This window comes from Microbacterium sp. B35-04 (assembly GCF_010634885.1).
GTDB lineage: Bacteria > Actinomycetota > Actinomycetes > Actinomycetales > Microbacteriaceae > Microbacterium.
The window spans coordinates 93,221-115,730 of record NZ_MWLP01000005.1; the positions used below are offsets into that span (position 1 = coordinate 93,221).

At 69.7% G+C, this 22,510-nt stretch carries 20 protein-coding genes; 8 read left to right on the top strand and 12 right to left on the bottom strand.

The window, feature by feature from the left end:
- Window positions 1–111: 111 nt before the first annotated feature.
- The 3 genes from B1729_RS01230 to radA all read left to right on the top strand — a co-directional run bounded on the left by B1729_RS01230 (window position 112) and on the right by radA (window position 4,095).
- Window positions 112–1,491, top strand: coding sequence for an MFS transporter (locus B1729_RS01230; RefSeq protein WP_163630339.1), 1,380 nt, complete (start codon window positions 112–114; stop codon window positions 1,489–1,491).
- Window positions 1,492–1,647: 156 nt separating this feature from the next.
- The gene (locus B1729_RS01235) at window positions 1,648–2,601 is read left to right on the top strand and encodes an L-lactate dehydrogenase (protein WP_163616694.1); all 954 of its coding nucleotides are present in this window, start codon (window positions 1,648–1,650) and stop codon (window positions 2,599–2,601) included.
- Window positions 2,602–2,724: 123 nt separating this feature from the next.
- A complete protein-coding gene (gene radA / locus B1729_RS01240) occupies window positions 2,725–4,095 on the top strand; it encodes a DNA repair protein RadA (protein ID WP_163630274.1) in 1,371 nt (456 codons plus the stop codon).
- A gap of 311 nt (window positions 4,096–4,406) precedes the next feature.
- Here the strand turns inward: radA and B1729_RS01245 are convergent, their stop codons facing one another.
- The 6 genes from B1729_RS01245 to B1729_RS01270 all read right to left on the bottom strand — a co-directional run bounded on the left by B1729_RS01245 (window position 4,407) and on the right by B1729_RS01270 (window position 10,189).
- Complete coding sequence (locus B1729_RS01245; protein ID WP_163630276.1) at window positions 4,407–4,817, bottom strand: dehydrogenase; 411 nt, start codon at window positions 4,815–4,817, stop codon at window positions 4,407–4,409.
- A gap of 71 nt (window positions 4,818–4,888) precedes the next feature.
- Entirely contained in the window at window positions 4,889–5,605 is a 717-nt protein-coding gene (locus B1729_RS01250) for a GntR family transcriptional regulator (RefSeq protein ID WP_163616688.1), read from the bottom strand.
- Window positions 5,606–5,734: 129 nt separating this feature from the next.
- Window positions 5,735–6,508: a 3-oxoacyl-ACP reductase gene (locus B1729_RS01255; RefSeq protein WP_163630278.1), complete on the bottom strand. Its 774-nt coding sequence runs from the start codon at window positions 6,506–6,508 to the stop codon at window positions 5,735–5,737.
- Window positions 6,509–6,631: 123 nt separating this feature from the next.
- Window positions 6,632–7,993, bottom strand: a complete 1,362-nt coding sequence (locus tag B1729_RS01260; protein ID WP_163630280.1) for an aldehyde dehydrogenase family protein — start codon at window positions 7,991–7,993, stop codon at window positions 6,632–6,634.
- Window positions 7,990–8,853, bottom strand: a complete 864-nt coding sequence (locus B1729_RS01265; protein WP_163630282.1) for a gamma-glutamyl-gamma-aminobutyrate hydrolase family protein — start codon at window positions 8,851–8,853, stop codon at window positions 7,990–7,992. Before B1729_RS01265 ends, B1729_RS01260 begins: the two co-directional genes overlap by 4 nt.
- Window positions 8,834–10,189, bottom strand: coding sequence for a glutamine synthetase family protein (locus B1729_RS01270; RefSeq protein ID WP_163616681.1), 1,356 nt, complete (start codon window positions 10,187–10,189; stop codon window positions 8,834–8,836). Before B1729_RS01270 ends, B1729_RS01265 begins: the two co-directional genes overlap by 20 nt.
- 201 nt (window positions 10,190–10,390) lie before the next feature.
- Between B1729_RS01270 and B1729_RS01275 the strand changes: the two genes are divergently transcribed.
- Window positions 10,391–11,974: an amino acid permease gene (locus B1729_RS01275; protein WP_163630284.1), complete on the top strand. Its 1,584-nt coding sequence runs from the start codon at window positions 10,391–10,393 to the stop codon at window positions 11,972–11,974.
- 219 nt (window positions 11,975–12,193) lie between these two features.
- Here the strand turns inward: B1729_RS01275 and B1729_RS01280 are convergent, their stop codons facing one another.
- From B1729_RS01280 to B1729_RS01290, 3 genes are all read right to left on the bottom strand, one after another.
- Window positions 12,194–12,901 (bottom strand): hypothetical protein, encoded by a 708-nt coding sequence (locus B1729_RS01280; protein ID WP_204259986.1) that lies wholly within the window; start codon window positions 12,899–12,901, stop codon window positions 12,194–12,196.
- 88 nt (window positions 12,902–12,989) lie between these two features.
- Entirely contained in the window at window positions 12,990–13,493 is a 504-nt protein-coding gene (locus B1729_RS01285; protein WP_163616677.1) for an amino-acid N-acetyltransferase, read from the bottom strand.
- 209 nt (window positions 13,494–13,702) lie between these two features.
- Window positions 13,703–16,228: an ATP-dependent Clp protease ATP-binding subunit gene (locus B1729_RS01290; protein ID WP_163616704.1), complete on the bottom strand. Its 2,526-nt coding sequence runs from the start codon at window positions 16,226–16,228 to the stop codon at window positions 13,703–13,705.
- Between the two features lie 245 nt (window positions 16,229–16,473).
- Between B1729_RS01290 and B1729_RS01295 the strand changes: the two genes are divergently transcribed.
- From B1729_RS01295 to B1729_RS01305, 3 genes are read left to right on the top strand one after another with little or no spacing between them, the layout of a single operon-like run.
- Window positions 16,474–17,100: a hypothetical protein gene (locus B1729_RS01295; protein ID WP_163616674.1), complete on the top strand. Its 627-nt coding sequence runs from the start codon at window positions 16,474–16,476 to the stop codon at window positions 17,098–17,100.
- Window positions 17,100–17,708 carry a hypothetical protein gene (locus B1729_RS01300; RefSeq protein ID WP_163630285.1) on the top strand — a complete coding sequence of 203 codons (609 nt, stop codon included), beginning with the start codon at window positions 17,100–17,102 and terminating at the stop codon, window positions 17,706–17,708. The genes B1729_RS01295 and B1729_RS01300 overlap by 1 nt, the downstream gene beginning before the upstream one ends.
- Window positions 17,705–17,938, top strand: a complete 234-nt coding sequence (locus tag B1729_RS01305) for a helix-turn-helix domain-containing protein (protein WP_163616671.1) — start codon at window positions 17,705–17,707, stop codon at window positions 17,936–17,938. The genes B1729_RS01300 and B1729_RS01305 overlap by 4 nt, the downstream gene beginning before the upstream one ends.
- Before the next feature lie 160 nt (window positions 17,939–18,098).
- Here B1729_RS01305 and B1729_RS01310 read toward each other — a convergent pair whose 3' ends face one another.
- The 3 genes from B1729_RS01310 to B1729_RS01320 form a co-directional block, all read right to left on the bottom strand.
- The gene (locus B1729_RS01310) at window positions 18,099–18,833 is read right to left on the bottom strand and encodes a hypothetical protein (RefSeq protein ID WP_163630288.1); all 735 of its coding nucleotides are present in this window, start codon (window positions 18,831–18,833) and stop codon (window positions 18,099–18,101) included.
- 126 nt (window positions 18,834–18,959) lie between these two features.
- Window positions 18,960–20,426 carry a cardiolipin synthase gene (gene cls / locus B1729_RS01315; protein ID WP_163630290.1) on the bottom strand — a complete coding sequence of 489 codons (1,467 nt, stop codon included), beginning with the start codon at window positions 20,424–20,426 and terminating at the stop codon, window positions 18,960–18,962.
- Between the two features lie 193 nt (window positions 20,427–20,619).
- Window positions 20,620–20,814 (bottom strand): hypothetical protein, encoded by a 195-nt coding sequence (locus B1729_RS01320; RefSeq protein WP_163616665.1) that lies wholly within the window; start codon window positions 20,812–20,814, stop codon window positions 20,620–20,622.
- A 232-nt stretch (window positions 20,815–21,046) separates the two neighbouring features.
- Between B1729_RS01320 and B1729_RS01325 the strand changes: the two genes are divergently transcribed.
- Window positions 21,047–22,441, top strand: coding sequence for a DUF4192 family protein (locus tag B1729_RS01325; protein ID WP_163630292.1), 1,395 nt, complete (start codon window positions 21,047–21,049; stop codon window positions 22,439–22,441).
- The last annotated feature ends 69 nt before the right edge of the window (window positions 22,442–22,510 follow it).

Sequence of the window (22,510 nt, forward strand, 5' to 3'; positions counted from 1 at the left end):
GCGCCGTCCTGACCGATACCCGCATCCGGCGAAGCGGCCCTCGGTGTCGTCAGCCGGGTCTACCGTGGGCTGGTGACCGATCATCAGCCCGCCCCCGGCACGTCGGCGCCGATGAGCGGCATGACCACCATCCAGCGGTCGGTGCTGTGGATCGCGGTGCTCGGCTCCTTCGTGGCGTTCCTCGACGGCACGATCATCAACGTCGCCCTCCCCTCGATCAGCGACGAGCTTGGCGGCGGAATCACGACGCAGCAGTGGGTCGTCGACGCCTACCTCATCACGCTCGGCGCGCTCATCCTCGTCGCCGGCTCGGTCAGCGACGCTTACGGGCGCGTGCTCGTGCTGCGCATCGGGCTCATCGGCTTCGGCATCGCCTCTATCGCGATCGCGGCGGCGCCCACCGCCGAGTTCCTCATTGTGGCCCGCGCGGCGCAGGGTGCCGCGGGCGCGTTCCTCGTCCCCAGCTCACTGGCGCTCATCACGTCCAACTTCAGCGGTGCCGCGCAGAGTCGAGCCATCGGCATCTGGACCGCGATGACGACCTCCGCGATGATCGTCGGGCCGCTCGTCGGCGGTGTGCTCGTCGACCTGGCGTCGTGGCGGCTCGCCTTCCTCATCAACGTCGTGCCCATCGGCGTCACCCTCGTGCTGCTGGCGCGCGGCGGCTTCCGCGACACCCGGCATCCTGGCGCATCGATCGACTGGATCGGCGCAGCGCTGTGCACACTCGGCCTCGGCGGCATGGTCTACGCCCTCATCGAGCAGCCGAACCTCGGCTGGGGCTCGCCCGTCATCTGGCTGACGCTCGTGCTGGGCGCCGGTATGTTCACGGCGTTCATCCTCCGTCAGCGCACGGTGCGCAACCCGATCCTGCCGCTCGACCTCTTCCGCGTGCGCAACTTCTGGACGGGCAACGTGGCGACCGCCTTCATCTACGGAGCACTCGCGCTCAACGGACTCGTCGTCGTGGTCTACCTGCAGGAGGGCGCGGGGCTTCCGGCAACGCTCGCAGGGCTCGCCAGCCTGCCCATGACGATCCTCATGATCCTGTTCAGCTCGCGCGTCGGCGCGCTCAGCGGCAGGTGGGGCCCGCGCTTCTTCATGACAGTCGGCCCGATCACGATGGGCATCGGGGCACTGCTGCTCCTCACGACCACCACCGAGTTCTCGTACTGGTGGCAGGTGCTGCCGAGCATGATCGTGATGGGCGCGGGCCTCGCTCTCACCGTGGCACCGCTGACGTCCGCGATCCTCGGGGCGATCGAGCCGGAGCGCTCGGGCATCGCATCGGCCGTCAACAACGCCGTCTCGCGGGTCGCGGGGCTCATCGCGGTCGCTCTGCTCGCCACGATCGTCGGCGGCAGCCTCGACCTCGAGGGCTTCCACCGCGCCGCTGTCGTCACCGCGGCGCTGATGATCGCCGGTGGCGTCACGTCGTTCCTCGGCATCCGCAATCCCGATCGCACGGGCGCCGACCGCCCCGCACCGTGACGGGCGACGGATGCCGCCACCCGGCGTCTTCTCGCCCGCCGGCGCGCTCTGAGGTATAGCCGGGCGGTGAGGGGCGGCCGCGGCGTCCACTCGCCTCCGTCCATTCTTCCGGCGCCATGCTGGCCGCGCCGTGCCGCCCCCTGCAAGACTGAGCCCATGGCCGTCATCGAGAACTCGAAAGTCACCATCGTCGGAGCGGGCAGTGTCGGCTCGAGTGCCGCGTACGCCGCGCTGATCCGCGGGTCCGCCCGCCATGTCGCGCTGTACGACATCGCGACCGCGAAAGTCGAGGCCGAGGTGCTCGACCTCGCGCACGGGACGCAGTTCACCGGCACGAGCGACATCATCGGCGGCAGCGACCTGTCGGTGGTCGAAGGCTCGCAGGTCGTCGTCATCACGGCCGGCGCCAAGCAGAACCCCGGCCAGACCCGCATCGAGCTGGCCGGCGTCAACGCCGGGATCATGAAGAAGATGATGCCGCAGCTGCTCAGCGTCGCCCCCGACGCCATCTACGTCATCGTGACGAACCCGTGCGACGTGCTCACCGTGCTCGCCCAGGAAGACACCGGACTGCCGCCGGAGCGCATCTTCGCGTCGGGGACGGTGCTCGACACCTCGCGCCTGCGCTGGAAGCTCGCCGAGCGCGCGGGGGTGTCGACCTCCAGCGTGCACGCCTACATCGTCGGCGAGCACGGCGACACGGAGTTCCCGCTGTGGTCGAAGGCCACGATCGGCACCGTCCCGATCCTGGAGTGGGTGACGCCCCACGGCGACCGGCTGACGGTCGAGGAGCTCGACCAGATCGCCATCGACGTGCGGGATGCGGCCTACAAGGTGATCCAGGGCAAGGGTGCGACGAACTACGCGATCGGGCTGTCGAGCGCGCGCATCATCGAGGCGATCCTGAACGACGAGCGCGCGGTGATGCCCGTCTCGCCGGTGCTGCGCGACTTCAACGGCGTCGACGGAGTGGCCCTCTCGGTGCCGTCCATCGTGAGCGCCACCGGCGCGGTGCCGATCCGCGAGACCCAGTTCGACGCGCACGAGCTCGAACTGTTCCACGCCTCCGCCGACGCGCTGAAGCAGGTCGCCGACTCGCTGCGGGGCTGAAGCCTGCGGCGTCGGGATGCCTCCGCACGGCGTCCTGGCGCGATTGGCGCCCGTCGCGGGCGGGGCTGACACGGCCCGGCCCGCCGGCGGGGTCATGTCGTGCCCTCGCCGTACGCTGAACCCATGCCCGCAGCTCGACGCCCCACGCAGACCGCGCCCTACCGGTGCACCGAGTGCGGCTGGACCACCCTCAAGTGGGTCGGGCGGTGCGGCGAGTGCCAGCAATGGGGAACGGTGGTCGAGGCGGCCGAGCAGACCGGCATCCTGCGTTCGATCACGCCGGTCTCCCCCGGCGCCGGGCGGTCGGCGCAGCCGATCACCCGCATCGACACGTCCGATGCGCCCCGGCGCACGAGCGGCGTCGGCGAATTCGACCGGGTTCTCGGCGGCGGGCTCGTGCCGGGCGCCGCGATCCTGCTCTCGGGCGAACCGGGCGTCGGCAAGTCCACGCTGCTGCTCGAAGTCGCGGCCCGCTCCGCGAAAGCGGGGCGTCGGGTGCTGTACGCGAGCGCCGAGGAGTCGACCGCACAGGTGCGCCTGCGCGCCGAGCGCACCGGCGCCCTCCACGACGAGCTGTACCTCGCGAGCGAGACCGATCTCGCGACGATCCTCGGCCACGTCGACGAGGTGGCGCCCGACCTGCTGATCGTCGACTCGGTGCAGACGGTGTCATCGGCGCTGTCCGAGGGCATGGCGGGGCATCCGTCACAGGTGCGCGAGGTCGCGGCGACGCTCATCCGCGTCGCGAAGGATCGCGGGCTCCCCACCATCATCGTCGGCCATGTGACGAAAGACGGTTCGATCGCCGGGCCCCGCATCCTCGAGCACCTGGTGGACGTGGTGTGCCAGTTCGAGGGCGACCGGCAGACCTCCCTGCGCTTCGTCCGCGCCCTCAAGAACCGCTTCGGCCCGACCGACGAGGTCGGATGCTTCGACATGACCGGCGCCGGGATCGCCGAGGTGCCCGATCCGAGCGCCCTGTTCCTGGGGCACGGCAGCACCGAGCCGGGCACGTGCGTGTCGATCGCGCTCGAGGGACGTCGCGCGCTCCCGGTCGAGGTGCAGGCGCTGACGATCGACAGCAAGTCGGGCAACCCGCGGCGCATCGTGAACGGTGTCGATGCCGCGCGCGTGGCGACCGTGCTGGCGGTGCTCGAGAAGCGAATGAAGATCAAGACCTCGGATCAGGACGTGTACGTCTCGACAGTCGGCGGCGTGAGATTCGCCGAACCGGCTGCCGACCTCGCCATCGCGCTCGCCGTGGCCAGCGCGGTCGAGGGATGGACGATTCCCCGTCACATCGCCGCGGTCGGCGAGCTGAGCCTGGCCGGCGAGGTGCGTCCCGTCACCCAGGCGACGCAGCGGCGCAGCGAAGGCGCGCGTCTCGGGTATCGAGACGTCATCGACCACCGCTCGGGGTCGCTGGGCGGCGCCGTCAACGACGTGCGGGCTCGGTCCAAGGGCCGCCCAGGGGAAGACATCCCCGAGTTCTGAGGTTCGGCCGGTCCGCTGCTCAGCGACCCCGAGTCCGGCGTCGACGCGAAGGGTCGACGTACCCGAGCACGATGGGGATCACCAGTCCGGCCGCGCACACGATTCCGACGAGCAGGAATTCCACCCGGCGAGTCTGCCCCGTTGTCCCCGAGGATGCAACCGCTCGCCCGGAGAGTCTGACTTCTGTCGCGCGGGTGCCCACCCGGTGCCTCAGGGGTTCGGGGCGCAGAATTGTCGTTCGGGGCGCACCGGACGCGCCCCAGACGGGCGCGACGCGCCCCGAACCCGGTGAAGCTCGCCGCGTGACGCGGTCAGGCTTCCAGCGCGGCGATGAGGTCGGTGGGCGAAGCCTGCATGGGGTGCGGACCCGCGATGTCGAAGAAGACCGTGGTGATCTCGTCCTCGTGCGCCCCGAGGAAGGCGCGCAGCCATGCCGGCGACTGCAGCGCGACCCCGGGGGGCAGCGTGGCGGGTTTGTGCGCGGCGTCGCTGAACAGCAGCAGCGCGATGTCGCCCGTCTTGGGATCGCGGTAGGTCCACACTTCGCCGACGTCGAGCGGGTTGTCGCGATCGCCGGGACGCATCAGCGGCGCGACCGTCGGACCATGGCGCAGCGCGAACGCGACCGCGGCCATGTCCTGGGTCTGCAGCGCGTCGGCGAGCTGCGTGTTGCGGAACTCCAGCGGTTCCTTCGGCTTGTTCGCGCGCTTCTTGCCTGCCACCCGTCCAGCCTAATCGGCGGTTCAGGCGTCATCGCCCGGCAACGGGGCGACCGCAGCGACCGGGCGTCCGGTCAGGCGAGGAAGCCTCGCAGCAGCGCCTCTGAGCCGGCCAGGTGTTCCAGGATCGCCGCTTCGGCGGCATCCGGTCGCCCGGCGAGGATCGCCGTCACGATCTGCTCGTGCTGCGCGTTGGAGTGCTCGATGTTGCGCGGCAGCAGCGGGAACGTGTCGAGCCATTCGTTGACACGAGCCCGGTTCTCGGCGGCGAGCGCGACGAGCGACGGGATGCCGGCGAGCTCGGCGATCGACAGGTGCAGCAGCGTGTCGAGGCGGCGATAGTCGGACGTGGATGCCTCGGCGACGACCTCGTACCGCGCCCACAGCTCGTCGCGCGCAGCGGCGTCGAGGCTGCGGGCCGCAGCGGCTCGGGCGGCTCCTGCCTCGAGCACGCGGCGGAGTCCCAGCACGTCCTCGAGCTCGGCGGGGGTGACCTCCCGGGGATGCGGGGGCTGCGGGAGCGGATCGGCGATGAACGTGCCGCCGTACCGGCCGCGGCGACGCACGAGGTAGCCGGTGTCGGCGAGCTCGCGGATCGCCTCGCGCACGGTGTCGCGGCTCACGGCGTACAGCACAGCAAGCTCTCGCTCCGACGGCAGGGACTCCCCCGGGGCGACGACGCCCAGCCGGATCGTCTGCACCAGGCGGGCGACGGTGTCTTCGAGCGCGTTGCCCTCCCGCACCGGCCGGTACACGGCCCTGCGCACCTCGTGCAGCGGGGCATCGGTCATGCGGTTCCTCCATCGTCGGCAATCGGTCGTTGAGCGAGGGAGCGCAGCGACCGAGACGAAACGCACCGGACCCTCCGCACCACCCCGGGGCGTTTCGACGCGCTTGGCTCGCTCAACGACCGACCTTTCTCACAGGGGCGTGACGTACGCGTTGGTGATGCCGCCGTCGACGACGAACGCGGTCGCGGTGATGAACGACGCATCGTCTGAGGCGAGGAACGCGACGGCGGCGGCGAGCTCGTCGGGCTCGGCGAAGCGACCCATCGGAACGTGCACCAGCCGGCGCTGGGCGCGCTCGGGGTCCTTCGCGAACAGCTCCTGCAGCAGCGGGGTGTTCACCGGGCCGGGGCACAGCGCGTTCACGCGGATGCCCTGCCGCGCGAACTGGACGCCGAGCTCGCGCGTCATGGCGAGCACGCCGCCCTTCGACGCCGTGTACGAGATCTGCGAGGTCGCCGATCCGAGCAGCGCCACGAACGACGCCGTGTTGATGATCGAGCCCGTGCCCGCCGGCACCATGTGCCGCAGCGCCGCCCGTGAGCAGAGGTAGACGCTCTTGAGGTTGACATCCTGCACGCGGTCCCATGCGGGCAGCTCGGTGGTCTCGATGGAGTCGTCGTCGGCCGGAGAGATGCCGGCGTTGTTGAACGCGATGTCGATGCGGCCGAACTCCGCTGCGACGCCGTCGAAGACCGCGTTGACCTGGGCTTCGTCGGCCACGTCCAGGGCGCGGAACACACCGTCGACCTCGTCGGCCGCGACCTCCCCGGTCGCCGGGTCGAGGTCGGCGATCACGACGCGCGCGCCCTCCGCGGCGAAGCGACGCGCGGTGGCGAGGCCGATCCCCGATGCGCCACCGGTGATGATCGCAACCCGGTCCTTCAGTCGCTGGGTCAGGTCCATGGGAGTGGGCTTCCTTTCTTGAGCATGTCCCGATTTCCGCCGCTCGAGGGGCACTCGATCGATCGGTTCTGGGACATGAAGGCGTGAGATCGGGACACGCAGAGGGTGACGGGCGACATGGGGCTAGGCATCCGTCGCGAAGAAGACGTTCTTGGTCTCGGTGAAATGCTCCGCCGCATCGGGGCCGAGCTCGCGCCCGAGGCCCGACGCCTTCATGCCGCCGAACGGCGTCCAGTACCGCACCGACGAGTGCGAGTTGACCGACAGCACGCCGCTCTTCACGCCGCGCGAGACCCGCACGGCCCTGCCCAGGTTCTCGGTCCAGATGGAGCCGGCGAGCCCGTACGCCGTGTCGTTCGCGAGGCCGATCGCATCGGCCTCGTCGTCGAACGGCAGCACCGCGACGACCGGTCCGAACACCTCTTCGCGCGCGATGCGGTCGGCGCGGTCGGCGAGCACGACCGTCGGTGCGAACCAGAAACCGTCTCCCTCGGGCGCCGCGCCGCGGAAGGCCACGTTCGCGCCGTCGAGGAATCCCGCGACGGTGGAGCGATGGGATGCCGAGATCAGCGGTCCCATGTCGGTGCCGTCGTCTGCGGGGTCACCGACGCGCCATGCCTGCACCGCCGGCTCGAGCAGTTCGAGGAACCGGTCGTACACCGAGCGCTCGACGAGGATGCGGCTGCGCGCGCAGCAGTCCTGCCCGGCGTTGTCGAACACGGCGCCCGGCGCGGCGGCGGCCGCCTTCTCGAGGTCGGCGTCGGCGAACACGATGTTGGCGCTCTTACCGCCGAGCTCGAGGGTCACCGGCTTGAGCTCGCGGGCGCAGCCGGCCGCGACATCCGTCCCGACCGAGGTGGACCCGGTGAAGACCACCTTGCGCACATCCGGGTGCGACACGAACCGCTGCCCGACGACCGAGCCCGACCCGGTGATCACGGTGAACAGCCCCTCGGGAAGCCCCGCGTCGAGCGCGAGCTCGCCGAGCCGGATCGCGGTCAGCGGTGTCAGTTCGGCCGGCTTGAGAACGACGGCGTTGCCTGCCGCCAGCGCCGGCGCGAAGCCCCACGACGCGATCGTCATCGGGAAGTTCCACGGCACGATGATGCCCACGACGCCGTACGGCTCGTGGAACGTGACGTCGAGTCCGCCCGCAACCGGGATCTGCTGACCGCTGAGGCGCTCCGGTGCGCCGGCGTAGAAGTTCAGTACCTGGGCGACGTGCGACGCCTCCCACCGCGCCGATCCGATCGGGTGCCCCGAGTTGCGCACCTCGAGCTGCGCGAGCTCCTCGACGTGCGCCTCGACGACCCGGGCGAACGCGCGCAGCGCATCGGCACGTGCGACCGGCGCCAGCGACCCCCACGCACGCTGAGCGATCACCGCACGCGCGATGGCGGCGTCCGTCTGTGCCACATCCGCCCGCGCGATCTCGCGGATCGGCTGCGCCGTCGCAGGGTTGATGAGGGTGAACGTCGACGTCATGCCAGCACTCCGTTCGACGGCTCGGCGCGCCTCGTCTCGCTGGTCTCTCGCTCGCTCAGCGACCCGGGGCGCGGATCGCGCGGGCGGGCCACATCCGGTCGGCGAGCGTGCGAAACGCGACGGAACGCGGATGCCTCGGCCACGAGTCCGGCGAAGAGCCGCCGATCTTCGCGATTCTCCTCGGGGTGCCACTGCACGCCGAGCACGTACCCCTCGCCGTCGGACTCGAACGCCTGCACGAGCCCGTCGTCGGTGTGCGCGGTGGCGACGAGCCCGTCGCCCAGTCGGTCGATGCCCTGGTGGTGGTAGCTGTGCACGTCGAGCTCGCCGGGGCCGACGAGCCCTGCGAGGCGCGACCCGTCGTCGACCGCGACCTCGTTCGTCGCGAACACGCCGCCGCCGATGCGGAACCGCTCGGTGCCGAGCGCCTCGGGCAGGTGCTGGTGCAGCGTGCCGCCACGCGCGACGTTGACGAGCTGGAGCCCGCGGCAGATCGCGAGCACCGGCATCCGTCGCTCCTCAGCCCCCCGGAACAGCGCGAGCTCCCACGCGTCGCGTTCGGGACGCGCCGGGTCGGTGAGCGGATGCCGCTCCGCACCGTACAGCGACGGGTCGACGTCGAGCCCCCCGGTGAGGATGAGCCCGTCGAGCCCGTCCAGCACCGCGGCAGCCGCGGCATCCGGCTCGGGCTGCGGCGGCAGCAGCACGGCGATGCCGCCCGACGCGGTCACCGAGTCGAAGTACTGCTGCGGCAGGAATGCGGCGCGGACGTCCCAGACCCCCTGCTTCGCCTGCTCGAGATAGGTCGTCAGGCCGATGACCGGCCGACGCCCTTCCCCGTCAGAGCCGTTCGAAACCACGGACCCGCTCCCAATCGGTCACGGCCGCGTCGTAGGCCTCGACCTCGATGCGCGCCTGATTCAGGTAATGCTCGACCATGTCGTCGCCGAACGCCGCACGGGCGATGGCCGACTCGTCGAACAGCTGCGCGGCCTCGCGCAGGGTGGTCGGCAGGTGATCCACGCCGGACGTGTACGCGTTGCCCTCGAGCCGGTCGGGCAGCGGCAGCTCGTGCTCGATGCCGTGCAGGCCGCCGGCGATGATCGCCGCGATGCCGAGATACGGGTTGACGTCTCCGCCGGGAACCCGGTTCTCCACCCGGAGCGAGTGGCCCCGGCCGATGACCCGCAGGGCGCACGTGCGGTTGTCGATCCCCCACGCAATGCCGGTCGGCGCGAACGACCCCTTCGCGAACCGTTTGTACGAATTGATGTTGGGCGCGAACAGCAGCGTGAACTCGCGGAGCGTGGCGAGGATGCCCGCGATCCAATGCTCCATGAGAGGGCTGAAGCCGTGCTCACCGTCGCCCGCCATCACGGGCTCGCCGGACGCCGACCGCACCGACAGATGGATGTGGCAGCTGTTCCCCTCGCGCTCGTTGAACTTCGCCATGAAGGTCAGCGCCTTGCCGTGGTGCTCGGCGATGGCCTTCGCGCCGTTCTTGTAGATCGCGTGCTGGTCGGCGGTCTCCTGCACCTCGGCGTAGCGGAACGCGATCTCCTGCTGGCCGAGGTTGCATTCGCCCTTGACGCCCTCGGTGTAGAGCCCCGCCCCGTCCATCGACAGGCGGATGTCGCGCAGCAGCGGCTCGAGGCGGCCTGAGGCGAGCAGGTCGTAGTCGACGTTGTAGTCGGTCGAGGGTGTGAGATCGCGGTAGCCCTTGGCCCAGGCATCCCGGTACGTGTCGTCGAAGACGATGAACTCGAGCTCGGTGCCCGAGAACGCGACGAGCCCCTGGTCGGCAAGACGGGCACGCTGGCGATTCAGGATGTCGCGCGGCGACTGCACGACGGGCTCGCCGTTCTCCCACGTGAGGTCGGCCATGACCAGCGCCGAGCCGGGGAGCCAAGGGATGCGGCGGAGCGTGGCCACGTCGGGCCGCAGCATCATGTCGCCGTAGCCGGTCTCCCAGCTGGACATCGCGTAGCCGTCGACGGTGTTCATGTCGACGTCGACCGACAGCAGGTAGTTGCAGGCTTCGGCGCCGTGGGGCAGCACCTCCTCCTGGAAGAGCCGGGCCGAGACGCGCTTGCCGACCAGCCGCCCCTGCGCATCGGCGAAGGCGACGACGACGGTGTCGATGTCACCCGCGGCGATCCCGGCGTTCAACTGCTCGACGGTGAGGTTGCCCGGCATCCGCCCTCCTCCTCTGATGACGTGCGACTGTCGACGTGCGACGAACTCGTGAGCGCGGTCCCCCCGAACCGCGCTCACCCGCACACTCTAACGAAAATCCGCTTCAAAGGTAGACACAGCCCACCAATAAGCACCACAATCGGCGAAAAGCGCATCCGCGCGACCCGAGCGCACCTCCCTTCGCAAATCCCTGGAGGACCGATGTCCCAAGCGAGCAGTGCACCCAAGCCGGAGTCCCCGGCATCCACACCCGATCGTTCTTCGAAGGTCGCCGGGGCGACCTATGCCCGAGCCGGTCAGGACTACTTCCAGAAGCGCACCCTGAAGCGCTCCGCCGGCGTCTGGGGCCTCTGGGGCCTCGCCGTCGCCGCCGTCATCTCCGGCGACTTCTCGGGATGGAACTTCGGCATCGGCGCCGCCGGCTTCGGCGGCATGCTGATCGCCTTCGCCATCCTCGTCGTCATGTACTACGGCATGATCTTCTCGATCGGAGAGATGGCGTCCGCCATGCCGCACACCGGCGGCGCGTATTCGTTCGCACGGTCCGCGATGGGACCGTGGGGCGGCCTCGTGACCGGAGCGGCCGAGACCATCGAGTACGTCGCCACGACGGCGGTGATCGTGTTCTTCTCGGCCTCGTACGCCAATGCCATCACGTCGGAGCTGCTCGGGATCTCGCTGGACGCGTGGGTGTGGTGGATCATCCTCTACGCCGTGTTCATCGCGCTCAACGCCGCGGGCGCGAACATCTCGTTCAAGTTCGCCATCGTCGTCTCCATCATCTCCATCGGCATCCTCGTCGTCTTCTCCGTCATGGCGGTCTTCTCGTCGGCGCTCGACTGGAGCTCGCTCTGGAACATCGCCCCCGACCCGGGATGGAACGAGTTCCTGCCTCACGGCGTGCTGCCGATCCTGTTCGCCCTGCCGTTCGCCATGTGGTTCTTCCTCGGCATCGAGGAGCTCCCGCTGGCCGCCGAGGAGTCCCACAACCCCGTGCGCGACATCCCGCGCGCCGGTTTCTGGGCCCGCGGCACGCTGATCGTCACGGGGCTGCTGGTGCTCTTCCTCAACACCGCCGTCATCGGCGCCGAGGCGACCGGCGTCGCCGCCGAGCCGCTGCTCGACGGATTCCGGGCGATCGTCGGCGACCAGCTCGCCGCGGTGCTCGCGCTGTTCGCGCTGATCGGGCTGCTGGCATCGCTGCAGGGCATCATGTTCGCCTACGGCCGCAACATGTACTCGCTGTCGCGCGCCGGCTACTACCCGAAGTTCCTGTCGCTCACCGGCAAGCAGCAGACCCCGTGGGTCGCGCTGCTCGTCGGTGCCCTCATCGGCTTCGTCGCGCTGGTCGTGCTCGACGTCCTCGCGAGGATCGACCCCGACAACGCCGGTGCGGTCGCCGGCGCGATCGTGCTGAACATCGCGGTGTGGGGCGCGGTTCTGGCCTACCTCATGCAGATGATCGCGTTCGTCATCCTCCGGCGGAAGTACCCGAACGCGAGCCGCCCGTACCGGAGCCCGTGGGGCGTCACAGGGGCGGTCGTCGCCGCCGTGATCGCGGCGCTCATCTTCCTCGGGTTCCTGCTCAACTCCGCCTTCCAGCCGGCCATCGTCGCGATCGCCATCGTCTACGTCGTGATCCTCGTCGGCTTCGCGGTCTACTTCCGGCACCGCCTGGTGCTCTCCCCCGAGGAGGAGTACGCGCTCTCGGGCGGCACGCACGGCGACCCGCAGGCGGAGGGGTACGACGCGATGGAGACCGAGGTCTTCGGCGGCAAGTCCTAGAGGGGTTCGGCCACACCCTCAGGTTGGGGATAGGCGAAGCGGGGCGGTCTGGGGGCCGCCCCGCTTCGCCGTGTGGCGAGGACGGCGAGGACGGATGCCGCAGCCGTCAGATGCCGCAGCCCGCGGGAGACGGATGCCTCTCCCGGGCTGGACGGATGCCGCAGGTCGCGTGAGACGGATGCAGCGGCCCGCGCCGGCCGGTCCGGAGAGCGGGGCCCGTCAGTAGAGCAGGAACTGCTTCGGCTCGGTGGACCCTATGCCGCCGATCTCGACCGAGAGGTGGTACGAGGAGCCACCGCCCGGCGCGAGGGGGCGGTTGCCGTCCGCGCAGGTGCCGACGGCCGAGCGCGTCCGGTCCCACGCGAGGGGTGCGGCGCTCGACACGGTCTGGCCAGCGGCGATCATCACGACCATGTCGCTCGGTTCGCTCTGACAGTCGGTCGACCGCCACCAGACGTCGTCGCCGCTCATGACGGTGAACGACTGGGCGGTGGTGCCCACGTTAAGCGTGCAGTCGGCGCCGTTGTTGGTGAGTGTGATCGAGAACTCCGGCTTCTGATCGCCCGCGTAGGTGTCGGCGCTCGTCACCGCCTCGACGCTGATCTCGCTGGCGACGCAGGGCAGTGCCGTCGGCGTGGCACCGGGCGTGGGCGTCGCACCCTCGACCACCGCGCCCTCGACGACGCCGGTGTCTGTGCCGCCCGCCGTCGCCTGCGACGACGGCACCGGCAGGGAGTCGGCGGCGTTCTGCTGCTGTTGCGAGGGCTCTGTCTCGTCTGACGCGTCCGTCGCGGCGACCGCCCACGGCTGCGCGACGAGGAGCCAGACGACGCCGGCGATCACCAGGAGTGCGATCACCAGCAGCGCGAGACGCCGACGACGATAGACCGCCGGAGAGTGGCGACGTCGCGGAGTGGTGCCGGTCATGCTGACAGGTTAACCGCGGCGCCTGGGTTCTCCGTTCGGCGCGCCCTTCTTGCCGTGATGCCGCCGCCCCGATTCCTGAGGGACGGAGTCAGAGGCGCTTCATCATGCGGGTGTTGCCGAGGGTGTTGGGCTTCACGTGCGCCAGGTCCAGGAACTCCGCGATGCCCTCGTCGGGCGAGCGGATGAGCTGGGAGTAGACGTCGGGGTCGACCACCTGTTCGCCGATGGGCGCGAAACCCCGTCGGCTGAAGAAGTCCACCTCGAACGTGAGGCAGAACAGGCGCGACAGGCCGAGCGTGCGCGCGTTCGTCTCGAGCGCCTCGACGATCGCGCGCCCCACGCCATGATGCAGCCAGCCATCCGCCACGATCAGCGTGCGGATCTCGCCGAGGTCCTCCCACATCACGTGCAGCGCCCCGCAGCCGATGAGCTCGCCCGCGGCATCCTCGGCGACCAGGAACTGCTGCGTCGCCTCGTACAGCACGACGAGATCCTTGCCGAGCAGGATGCGCCGCTGAACGAACGGCTCGAGCAGCGCCTGTATGCGGCGAACATCGCGCGTGCGCGCGGGCCTGACGGTGAAATCTGCCACCTGTCCAGCGTAGATGCCCTGCTCAGGCAGCCGGACGCCGCGTTCCGCCCGTCGAGGATTCAGGAGAATCGCCGCTTGAGCACTCGGCCGCGGCGCCGGCTACAGCGTGTCTCCTGAATCCTCGACCGCGCGGCGGAGCGAACACCCGGCGGACGCAGAAGAGCGGATGCCGCGGCACAGGGCCGCGGCATCCGCTCTTCGTGTTCTGGTTACGCGTTGGCAGCGAGGTCCGGGGTGGCGGTGATCTCGCCGTTGTGGACGACACCTACTGCGACCTTCTCGCCGCGCGGGCCGTGCTCGAAAGCGAACTCGCCGTTCTCGACGTCGACCTTCACGTGGTCGCCGGGGTCGAGCTCGCCGTGCAGGATCTTCTCCGACAGGCGGTCCTCGACCTCACGCTGCATGGCGCGACGCAGCGGGCGGGCGCCGAGGGCGGGGTCGAAGCCGATCTCGATCAGCTTGTCCTTCGCGGCATCCGACAGCTCGATGGTCATGTCGCGGTCGAGCAGGCGCTCGCCGAGGCGCTTGGTGAACAGCCCCACGATCTGGCGCAGCTCGTCCTTGTCGAGCTGCGGGAAGACGATGATGTCGTCCACGCGGTTGAGGAACTCGGGCTTGAAGTTGCGCTTGAGCTCCTCGTTGACCTTGCCCTTCATCCGCTCGTAGGTGGTGCCGCTGTTGCCCTCGACCTGGAAGCCGACCGGACCCCCGGCGATCGCCGACGAACCGAGGTTCGTCGTCATGATGATCACCGTGTTCTTGAAGTCGATCATGCGACCCTGACCGTCGGTCAGGCGACCCTCTTCGAGGATCTGCAGGAGCGAGTTGAAGATGTCGGGGTGAGCCTTCTCGATCTCGTCGAAGAGCACGACCGAGAACGGCTTGCGGCGCACCTTCTCGGTGAGCTGTCCGCCCTCTTCGAATCCGACGAATCCGGGAGGGGCACCGAACAGGCGCGAGACCGTGTGCTTCTCGCCGAACTCCGACATGTCGAGGGCGATCAGCGCGGCCTCATCGTCGAAGAGGAACTCGGCGAGCGCCTTGGCGAGCTCGGTCTTTCCGACGCCCGTGGGGCCGGCGAAGATGAACGAGCCCGACGGGCGCTTCGGGTCCTTGAGGCCCGCGCGCTGGCGGCGGATGGTCTTCGACAGGGCGGCGATCGCCTCTTCCTGGCCGATGACGCGCTGGTGCAGCGCCTTCTCCATGAAGACGAGACGGCTCGACTCCTCCTCGGTCAGCTTGAAGACCGGGATGCCGGTGGCCTGGGCGAGCACCTCGGCGATCAGGCCCTCGTCGACGACCGCGTGGGTCGCGACGTCGCCCGAGCGCCACTGCTTCTCGAGGCGCAGGCGCTCGGCGAGGAGGGACTTCTCCTCGTCGCGCAGGCCGGCGGCCTTCTCGAAGTCCTGGTCCTCGGAGGCGCGCTCCTTGTCTTCACGGACCTTGGCGATCTTGTCGTCGAACTCGCGCAGCTCGGGCGGGCTCGACAGGATCGACAGGCGCAGGCGTGCGCCGGCCTCGTCGATCAGGTCGATGGCCTTGTCTGGCAGGAAACGGTCCGAGATGTAGCGGTCGGCGAGGTTCGCCGCCGCGACGATCGCGCCGTCCGTGATCTGCACCTTGTGGTGCGCCTCGTAACGGTCGCGCAGCCCCTTGAGGATGTTGATCGCGTGGGGCAGGCTCGGCTCGGCGACCTGGATCGGCTGGAAGCGGCGCTCGAGCGCGGCATCCTTCTCGAAGTGCTTGCGGTACTCGTCCAGCGTGGTCGCGCCGATGGTCTGGAGCTCGCCACGTGCGAGGAGCGGCTTCAGGATCGACGCGGCGTCGATCGCGCCCTCGGCGGCGCCCGCACCCACGAGGGTGTGGATCTCGTCGATGAAGACGATGATGTCGCCGCGCGTGCGGATCTCCTTGGTGACCTTCTTCAGGCGCTCCTCGAAGTCACCGCGGTAGCGGGAACCGGCGATGAGCGAGCCGAGGTCGAGCGAGTAGAGCTGCTTGTCCTTCAGCGTCTCGGGCACGTCGCCCTTGACGATCGCCTGGGCGAGGCCCTCGACGACCGCCGTCTTTCCGACGCCGGGCTCGCCGATGAGGACGGGGTTGTTCTTGGAGCGGCGCGACAGGATCTGCATGACGCGCTCGATCTCCTTCTCGCGCCCGATCACCGGGTCGAGCTTGTTGTCGCGCGCCGCCTGGGTGAGGTTGCGGCCGAACTGATCGAGCACCTGCGAACCTCCCTGGGTGGTGCCCTGAGTCTGCTCGCCCGCACCGCTCGCGACGCCGGCGGGCTCCTTGCCCTGGTAGCCCGACAGCAGCTGGATGACCTGCTGGCGAACCTTGTTGAGGTCGGCGCCGAGCTTCACGAGAACCTGGGCGGCGACGCCCTCGCCCTCGCGGATGAGGCCGAGGAGGATGTGCTCCGTGCCGATGTAGTTGTGGCCGAGCTGCAGCGCTTCGCGCAGCGACAGCTCGAGCACCTTCTTGGCGCGCGGCGTGAAGGGGATGTGGCCGGTCGGCTGCTGCTGACCCTGGCCGATGATGTCCTGCACCTGCTCGCGCACGGCGTCGAGCGAGATGCCGAGGCTCTCGAGGGCCTTGGCGGCGACGCCCTCACCCTCGTGGATGAGACCGAGCAGGATGTGCTCGGTGCCGATGTAGTTGTGGTTCAGCATCTTCGCCTCTTCTTGGGCGAGGACGACGACACGACGGGCACGGTCCGTGAATCTCTCGAACATCATTCACTCCTCCTGGGCGATGCGGGTCTGCTGAGCCCACTGCGCCTTACATCGAGGGTAGCCAGCAGGTGGATGCCGCATGCCCGTGTTCGCCGTGGGCATAGCGGGCCGGATCTCCGTCGGTGAGCGGGCACGGAATGCATGGGAAAGCAACACCGCGGGATCGACGAATGCCTTGACCGGCGGCATCCGATGGGCATATCGTTCTTCGATAACAACGTTTATCGATATGAAAGGAGTTCCCCATGACTTGGACATCACGTCTGCACGTGTCCCGAGGCGAGGGGTTCGCCCTGGGGCTCATCGCGACCGGTGCGATCAGCGTCGCCGTGGCCGCTCTGGTGGCCGTCGTCCGCGGCGCCGTCGAGATCTTCGGGAGCGCACCGACGGTCCGGATGCTGGTGACCAGGGGTGACGTGTCCGATCTCGCCGGCGTTCCGGAGATCTCGGCCGCCTCTTATGCGTCGGCCGACGTGACGTTCACCGAGCTTCCCGGTGCGGTCGGCTGGATGCTGTGGCTCGAGCTGGCACTGCCGGCACTCGCCACGATCGGCGTCTGCATCGTCGCGTGGTGGCTGGGCGTCTCGCTCATGCGCGCGCGTCCCTTCCGCCGTGCGATGTCGACGGCCATCGGCGTCGTGGCCGTCCTCGTCGTCGTCGGCGGCGTGCTCAGTCAGGTGCTCGGCGCCTTCGGCCGGGCACTCCTGGTGGATGACCTCGCCGCGACCTCGCCCGAGGTGGTCGACGTCTTCGGGACCTTCATCATGGAGCTCGACCTCGCACCCGTCGGCTGGGGTTTCGCGCTGGCGCTCGTCGCCGGGGCATTCGAGATCGGCACGCGCCTGCAGCGCGAGACGGAAGGGCTCGTGTGATGCGGGAGACGACGACGAAGGAGCGCAACGACATCCTCTCGACCCTCGTGGTCGCGGGTATGGTCGCGGCGATCGTGGTGGTGACTTCGGTGGTCCGGTGGTTCGAGACGTTCACCGGCGAAGGCGTCTCGGTCGCCGTGCCGTTCGCCGGCGTGCCCGCCGACTTCGCACCGGCTGACGGCTTGCCCGAGACGACGGTGCGGGTGACGGAGGGCGACGTGATCGCCGAGGGCGTGAACGCGCTCTCGACGGTCTCGATCGGCGCGTCGATCATCGTGAGTGCGATCGCGTGGCTCGTCGTGATCGCGCTCTTCGGAACCCTTGCGCTGCGGTTTCTCCGAGGACGGTTCTTCGACCCCACCAATCCGCGCCTGCTCGACGCCGCCGGCTGGACGATGTTCGGCGGGGCGCTGGCGATCTACTTCCTGGACACGTTCGGGCGCAACGGCGTCCTCGCGGCCGCGGGCCTCGGCGAGTTCTACCCGAGTTCCTGGGCCATCACGGCGTCCTTCATCCCGATCTGGATCGCCGCGACCGTGCTCGGCCTGATCTCGCTCGCGTTCCGCCGCGGCATCCGCCTGCAGCGCGACACGGATGGGCTCGTATGAGTCCCGCCGAGGACGAGGGCCCGTCGGGGGTGCACTGCCGGCTCGACGAGCTCCTGGCCGAGCGCGGCATGACCCTGACACGACTGTCGGAGCTCGTCGGCGTCTCTGTCGTGAACCTCTCGATCCTGAAGAACGACCGCGCGCGCGCCATCCGCTATTCGACGCTTTCCGCGATCTGCCGGACCCTCGACTGCGAGATCGGCGACCTGCTGGTCCGCGCCGACACGTAGTCTCGGCATCCGTCGCGGCGAGCGCGACAGTTACCGTCGAGAGCTGCCTCGCGACGGCGCGCTCGCAGCAGACTGCAGCGCTCGCTCGCGAAGCGACCGTGAGGGTCGAGCTCCGTGCGATCCGGGATGCCGCGGCCCGCGGCATCCCGGATCTCCGACGTCAGTCGCTGCCGATGATGGGGACGCGGACGTTGTCGAACTCGGCGCCGGTCAGGATCGCGAACGCCTCGGAGTCGTCGTCGACGCCGTCGACCTGCACGAGGGTGCCGCGCGGCGCCATGTCCATGGTGCACGCCTGGTTGGCGGGCGGCGTCGCGAAGGTGACCGTCACCTCGTTGCCGGCGGCGGTGGCGCCCTCGACGACGGGAACACATGTCGACGAGCCCCACGTCAGGACGATGAACTCGCCGTCGTCGCCGGTCCAGCCGGCGCTCGGCAGGTAGTCCGTCTCGGCGCCCGGGGTGAGACCGGGGACGCCGTCCAGGTCGGTGTCGCCGTGGATGCTCTCGCCGGTCACGCGGATCTCGAGCTCCTGCGCCGGGTCGACGCCCTCCGGCAGGCCGACGACCGTCACGCGGGGGACCAGATCCCTCGTGCAGGCGGTGTCGCCCGACGGCTCGACCAGCTCGACCGTGAGCACGCCGTTCTCGTACGACGTTTCACCTGCGGTCGGGACGCACGTCGACGAGCCCTCCGTGACCAGGCCGATCATCCGACCGCCGTCGAGCCACGCGGCGTCGACCTCGATCTCGGTGCTCTGACCCGAGGAGCCGGACGTCTCGGAGGGCGCCGGCGCTCCGCCGGAACCGGCGGGCGTGGCGCAGGCGGTCAGCATGCCGGCGGCGATGAGCGCGAGGCCGGCAGCAACGATGAGTGAACGGGAACGGACGGGCATGCGAGGCCTCCTGAGGTTCGCGGATGCCCATCCCCCGCGGCATCCGTCACCCTATGGTGTCGCAATCGGCGCCGGAATCTCAGTAACCGCGGTCACGCGGCGGTCACGATCCGCCGGGAGAATGCCTCACTGCAGCGCGGAGGTGAGCCGCGCCAGGTTGTCGAGCACCGTCGACCGCAACGGCTGCTTCTCCCACTCCTCCAGGGTGAGCTCGCGGCTGAGCGAGCGATACCTGTCCTCCACAGACCGCATCTGGCGCACGAATTCCTCGCCCCGGACGAACAGCGAGATCTCCATGTTGAGACCGAACGAGCGCATGTCCATGTTGCTCGAGCCGACGATCGCGACCTCGTCGTCGACGGTGAGGCTCTTCGTGTGCAGGATGTACGGCCTCTCGTACATCCAGATCTTCACGCCTGCCCGCAGCAGCGCTTCGTAGTAGCTGCGCTGGGCGTGGTAGACGATCGCCTGGTCGCCCTCCTCCGACACGAAGAGCTCGACATGGATGCCGCGCTGGCACGCCGTCGTGATGGCGAGAAGCAGCGCCTCGTCGGGCACGAAGTACGGGCTGACCACGATGATCTTGCGCTGCGCGGCGTAGAGCAGCCCAGCGAACAGCTTGAGGTTGTTCTGGAACTCGAACCCGGGTCCGGAGGGCACGATCTGGCAGTCCAGATCGCCCGGCCCGCTCGTCACGTCGAAGAGGTCGATCTGCTCGGTGAGCACTTCATCGGTCTCGCTGTACCAGTCGCTGAGGAACACGGCATTGACGGATGCCACGACCGGGCCTTCGATCCGCACCATCAGGTCGACCCAGTGCAGGCCGCGGCGGATGTTCTTGCGCAGGTTGTAGGTGGAATCGGTGACGTTCTGCGATCCGGTGAACGCGACACGTCCGTCGACCACCAGGAGCTTGCGGTGGTTGCGCAGATCCGGACGCTGATACTTTCCGCGCAGCGGTTGCACGGGCAGCATCAGATGCCACTGCGCGCCCATTGCGCTGAGCCGCTTGAGGGTGCGCTTGTAGAACGGCTTGCCGCGGTTCGCCCAGTGATCGAGGAGAACCCGCACCGTCACACCCCGCGCCGCCGTCTCTTCGAGCGCACGGAAGAAGTTGTCGGTCGCGGCATCCGCCTGGAGGATGTAGAACTCGACGTGCACGAAGTGCTCCGCCTGCCGGATGACGTCCGCCATCGCGTCGAGGCTCTCCTGGTAGTCGGGGATGAGTTGCGCGGCGTTGTCACCCGCGAGGGGCATGGCCCCGAGGTTGCGGTTCAGCGTGACCAGCGAGGTGAACCACTGCGGGGCGTGCGGACGCAGAGTGCCGAAGTCGAGCGACGCGCTGGTGTCGTGGATGTAGTCGTTGATGCGCTCCTGCTTGCGCCGGCGCTTGCGCGGCAGCCGGGGGTTGCCGATCAGCAGGAACAGGAACACGCCGACGATCGGGATGAAGTAGATCGCGAGCAGCCACGCCATCGCCGCAGTCGGGCGGCGGTTGCGCGGGACGATGATGATCGCCGCCACCCGGATCACGATGTCGACGATGAAGACGAGCACCACCCACCACGTCGCATCGAACGTGATGGTGATCATCGAGCAGTGCCTCTCGACAGGGTCGGGCGGATCGGACGGGCGGACCGGGCCGGCGGACGGCACGGTGTGCTCACACTATCGGGGCCGACCGACGCCGCCCGGCACGCGGGGATCTCGCCACGGCGCGCGATTGCGGAACGGCCGGGCGGGGTTACGGGTGGTGCCGAGGGCCTGGCGTGGCGCGCGTCCGGCTTCAGCTGTCGGCAGACGCGGAGCCGGGAGCGACCGGCGGCAGTCCGCGCTTGGCGCGCTCCTCCGCCTCGATCTTCGCGTACACGCGCCGTTCGGTGCGGTCCGAGCGGATGATGCTGCGCAGCACGAAGAAGAAGATCAGCGACACGAGGACGGTCGGCAGGAGCGTCCACAGCACCGCGACCCAGTAATCCATGTGTCCAGGATACGCGGTGCGGGAATCGGCTCCTCCCCAGGCGGGTTCTTGCGCCGGCGAAGCGCGCTTATCCACCGCTGCCGACTCCTCCACAGGTGGGTTCTGACCGGCGGCGATGCGCCTTCATCCACCGCTGCCGACTCCTCCACAGGATCCCCTTGCGGGGCAGAGTGGGCCCGATCCATCCACAGGTCTTCCGGCGGGGCTGTGCCGCCCACGAGGCTCATCCACCATGACCCCCACCGTCGTGAAAGCCGCGGATGCCGCGCAGTTCCTGTCCATCGTCCCCCGCATGCTGGGCTACCACCCGACCCGCAGCCTCGTGGTGATCCCGTTTCACGGCGGGCGCAGCCTCGGAGCGATGCGGTTCGACCTCCCCGAGGGCGACGCCGAGTCCGTCGACCGCATTGCTGCGACCGTGACCGGCATGGCCTGCCGGCTTCCCGAGGCCGATGCCGTCGCCGCGATCGCGTACACCGACGCCCGGTTCCACGAGGACGGACGGATGCCGCATCTCGAGCTCTTCGCCGCTTTCGAGCGCCGCGCCCACGCATGCGGCCTTCGCGTCACCGACGTGCTGTGCGTGGCCGCCGATGCGTGGGGATCGTTCCTCGACGCCGACTGCCCCACCGAGGGCAGACCGCTCGCCGAGCTCACGTGGACAGGATCGGGAGACGTCCCGGCTCCGGACGGCGACCAGGCGACGGGCGCCGAACTTCCCGCGCGCTCCGCGGAGGAGCGGGCGAGCGTCGAGAAGGCGATGGGCGCTCTGGGTGAGGCGGTCGCGGTGCTGTGCGGGCCGGACGGGGGCGCCGCCACCGCCGGAAGCCCGGGTCGAGCGGCGCGCGTACCTCGCCCATCCACCTCCAAGGACGATGCCGCGCCGTCACGAGCCACCGCCGTGCCTCGCGCTTCCGCGGCGTCAGCCCACGAACGGGACGCCTTCGGGCGGCCGATCAATCTGCCGGTAGGAGGCGCGACGGCCGGCGCCGAGCCGCGCACGCGCGCGAGCGACCTGGGGCCCGTGCCGGCCCCGGTGTCGGGGGTCGTGGAGGACGAGGCATCCGTCACCGACGCGTCGTCGCGGCTCGACCCGCGCGCACTCGCAGCCGTCTGCGGGCTCGATGACCTGCCGCGGTTCTTCGAAGACGCCCTCGCACGCCCGCTCGAGGGCGCGGACGTGTACGACACGGCCGCCCTGGTCTGGTGCCTGGCGCGTCCCGCCTTGCGGGACGTCGCGCTGGTGCAGTGGAGCGGCAACCTCGCGCAGGGCGACGAAGCGTTCGACGCGCAGCTGCGGTGGGAGGCCGGCGAAGAGTACCCGGCCCACCTCGCGATGCGCATGTGGGGCGAGGGCGATCCGCCGCAGGTCTCTCGACTCGAGGCGGCGCTCGCGCTGGCGCGGGCCGCCGCCGCTGTCGCGCCGCGGGCTTCGCAGCCGGGCCCCCTCGCGATGTGCGCGTGGCTGTCGTGGGCCCTCGGACGCTCGACTCACGCCGCCGCGTACGCCGAACGAGCGTGCGAGGTCGAGCCCGAGCACGGGCTGTCGCAGATCGTGCTGTCATTCGCGAGCGCCGGCCACCTGCCCGACTGGGCGTTCCGCCGCGCGGGCGCTGCGGCGACGTGAGGGCGGGGTAGGCGCGCAGTGGGGCGCCGCACCCCGGCGCGGGACGCGACGGAGCCTCCCCCGGCGACG

Bases quoted from the DNA above. Each gene is read 5' to 3' on its own strand.
- B1729_RS01320 (WP_163616665.1), bottom strand. From the start codon at position 20,814: ATGGATTACTGGGTCGCGGTGCTGTGGACGCTCCTGCCGACCGTCCTC.
- B1729_RS01290 (WP_163616704.1), bottom strand. From the start codon at position 16,228: ATGTTCGAGAGATTCACGGACCGTGCCCGTCGTGTCGTCGTCCTCGCC.
- B1729_RS01310 (WP_163630288.1), bottom strand. From the start codon at position 18,833: ATGCCCGTCCGTTCCCGTTCACTCATCGTTGCTGCCGGCCTCGCGCTC.
- B1729_RS01280 (WP_204259986.1), bottom strand. From the start codon at position 12,901: ATGACCGGCACCACTCCGCGACGTCGCCACTCTCCGGCGGTCTATCGT.
- B1729_RS01325 (WP_163630292.1), top strand. From the start codon at position 21,047: ATGACCCCCACCGTCGTGAAAGCCGCGGATGCCGCGCAGTTCCTGTCC.
- radA (WP_163630274.1), top strand. From the start codon at position 2,725: ATGCCCGCAGCTCGACGCCCCACGCAGACCGCGCCCTACCGGTGCACC.
- B1729_RS01230 (WP_163630339.1), top strand. From the start codon at position 112: ATGAGCGGCATGACCACCATCCAGCGGTCGGTGCTGTGGATCGCGGTG.
- cls (WP_163630290.1), bottom strand. From the start codon at position 20,426: ATGATCACCATCACGTTCGATGCGACGTGGTGGGTGGTGCTCGTCTTC.
- B1729_RS01235 (WP_163616694.1), top strand. From the start codon at position 1,648: ATGGCCGTCATCGAGAACTCGAAAGTCACCATCGTCGGAGCGGGCAGT.
- B1729_RS01250 (WP_163616688.1), bottom strand. From the start codon at position 5,605: ATGACCGATGCCCCGCTGCACGAGGTGCGCAGGGCCGTGTACCGGCCG.
- B1729_RS01305 (WP_163616671.1), top strand. From the start codon at position 17,705: ATGAGTCCCGCCGAGGACGAGGGCCCGTCGGGGGTGCACTGCCGGCTC.
- B1729_RS01260 (WP_163630280.1), bottom strand. From the start codon at position 7,993: ATGACGTCGACGTTCACCCTCATCAACCCTGCGACGGCGCAGCCGATC.
- B1729_RS01300 (WP_163630285.1), top strand. From the start codon at position 17,100: ATGCGGGAGACGACGACGAAGGAGCGCAACGACATCCTCTCGACCCTC.
- B1729_RS01295 (WP_163616674.1), top strand. From the start codon at position 16,474: ATGACTTGGACATCACGTCTGCACGTGTCCCGAGGCGAGGGGTTCGCC.
- B1729_RS01270 (WP_163616681.1), bottom strand. From the start codon at position 10,189: ATGCCGGGCAACCTCACCGTCGAGCAGTTGAACGCCGGGATCGCCGCG.
- B1729_RS01255 (WP_163630278.1), bottom strand. From the start codon at position 6,508: ATGGACCTGACCCAGCGACTGAAGGACCGGGTTGCGATCATCACCGGT.
- B1729_RS01275 (WP_163630284.1), top strand. From the start codon at position 10,391: ATGTCCCAAGCGAGCAGTGCACCCAAGCCGGAGTCCCCGGCATCCACA.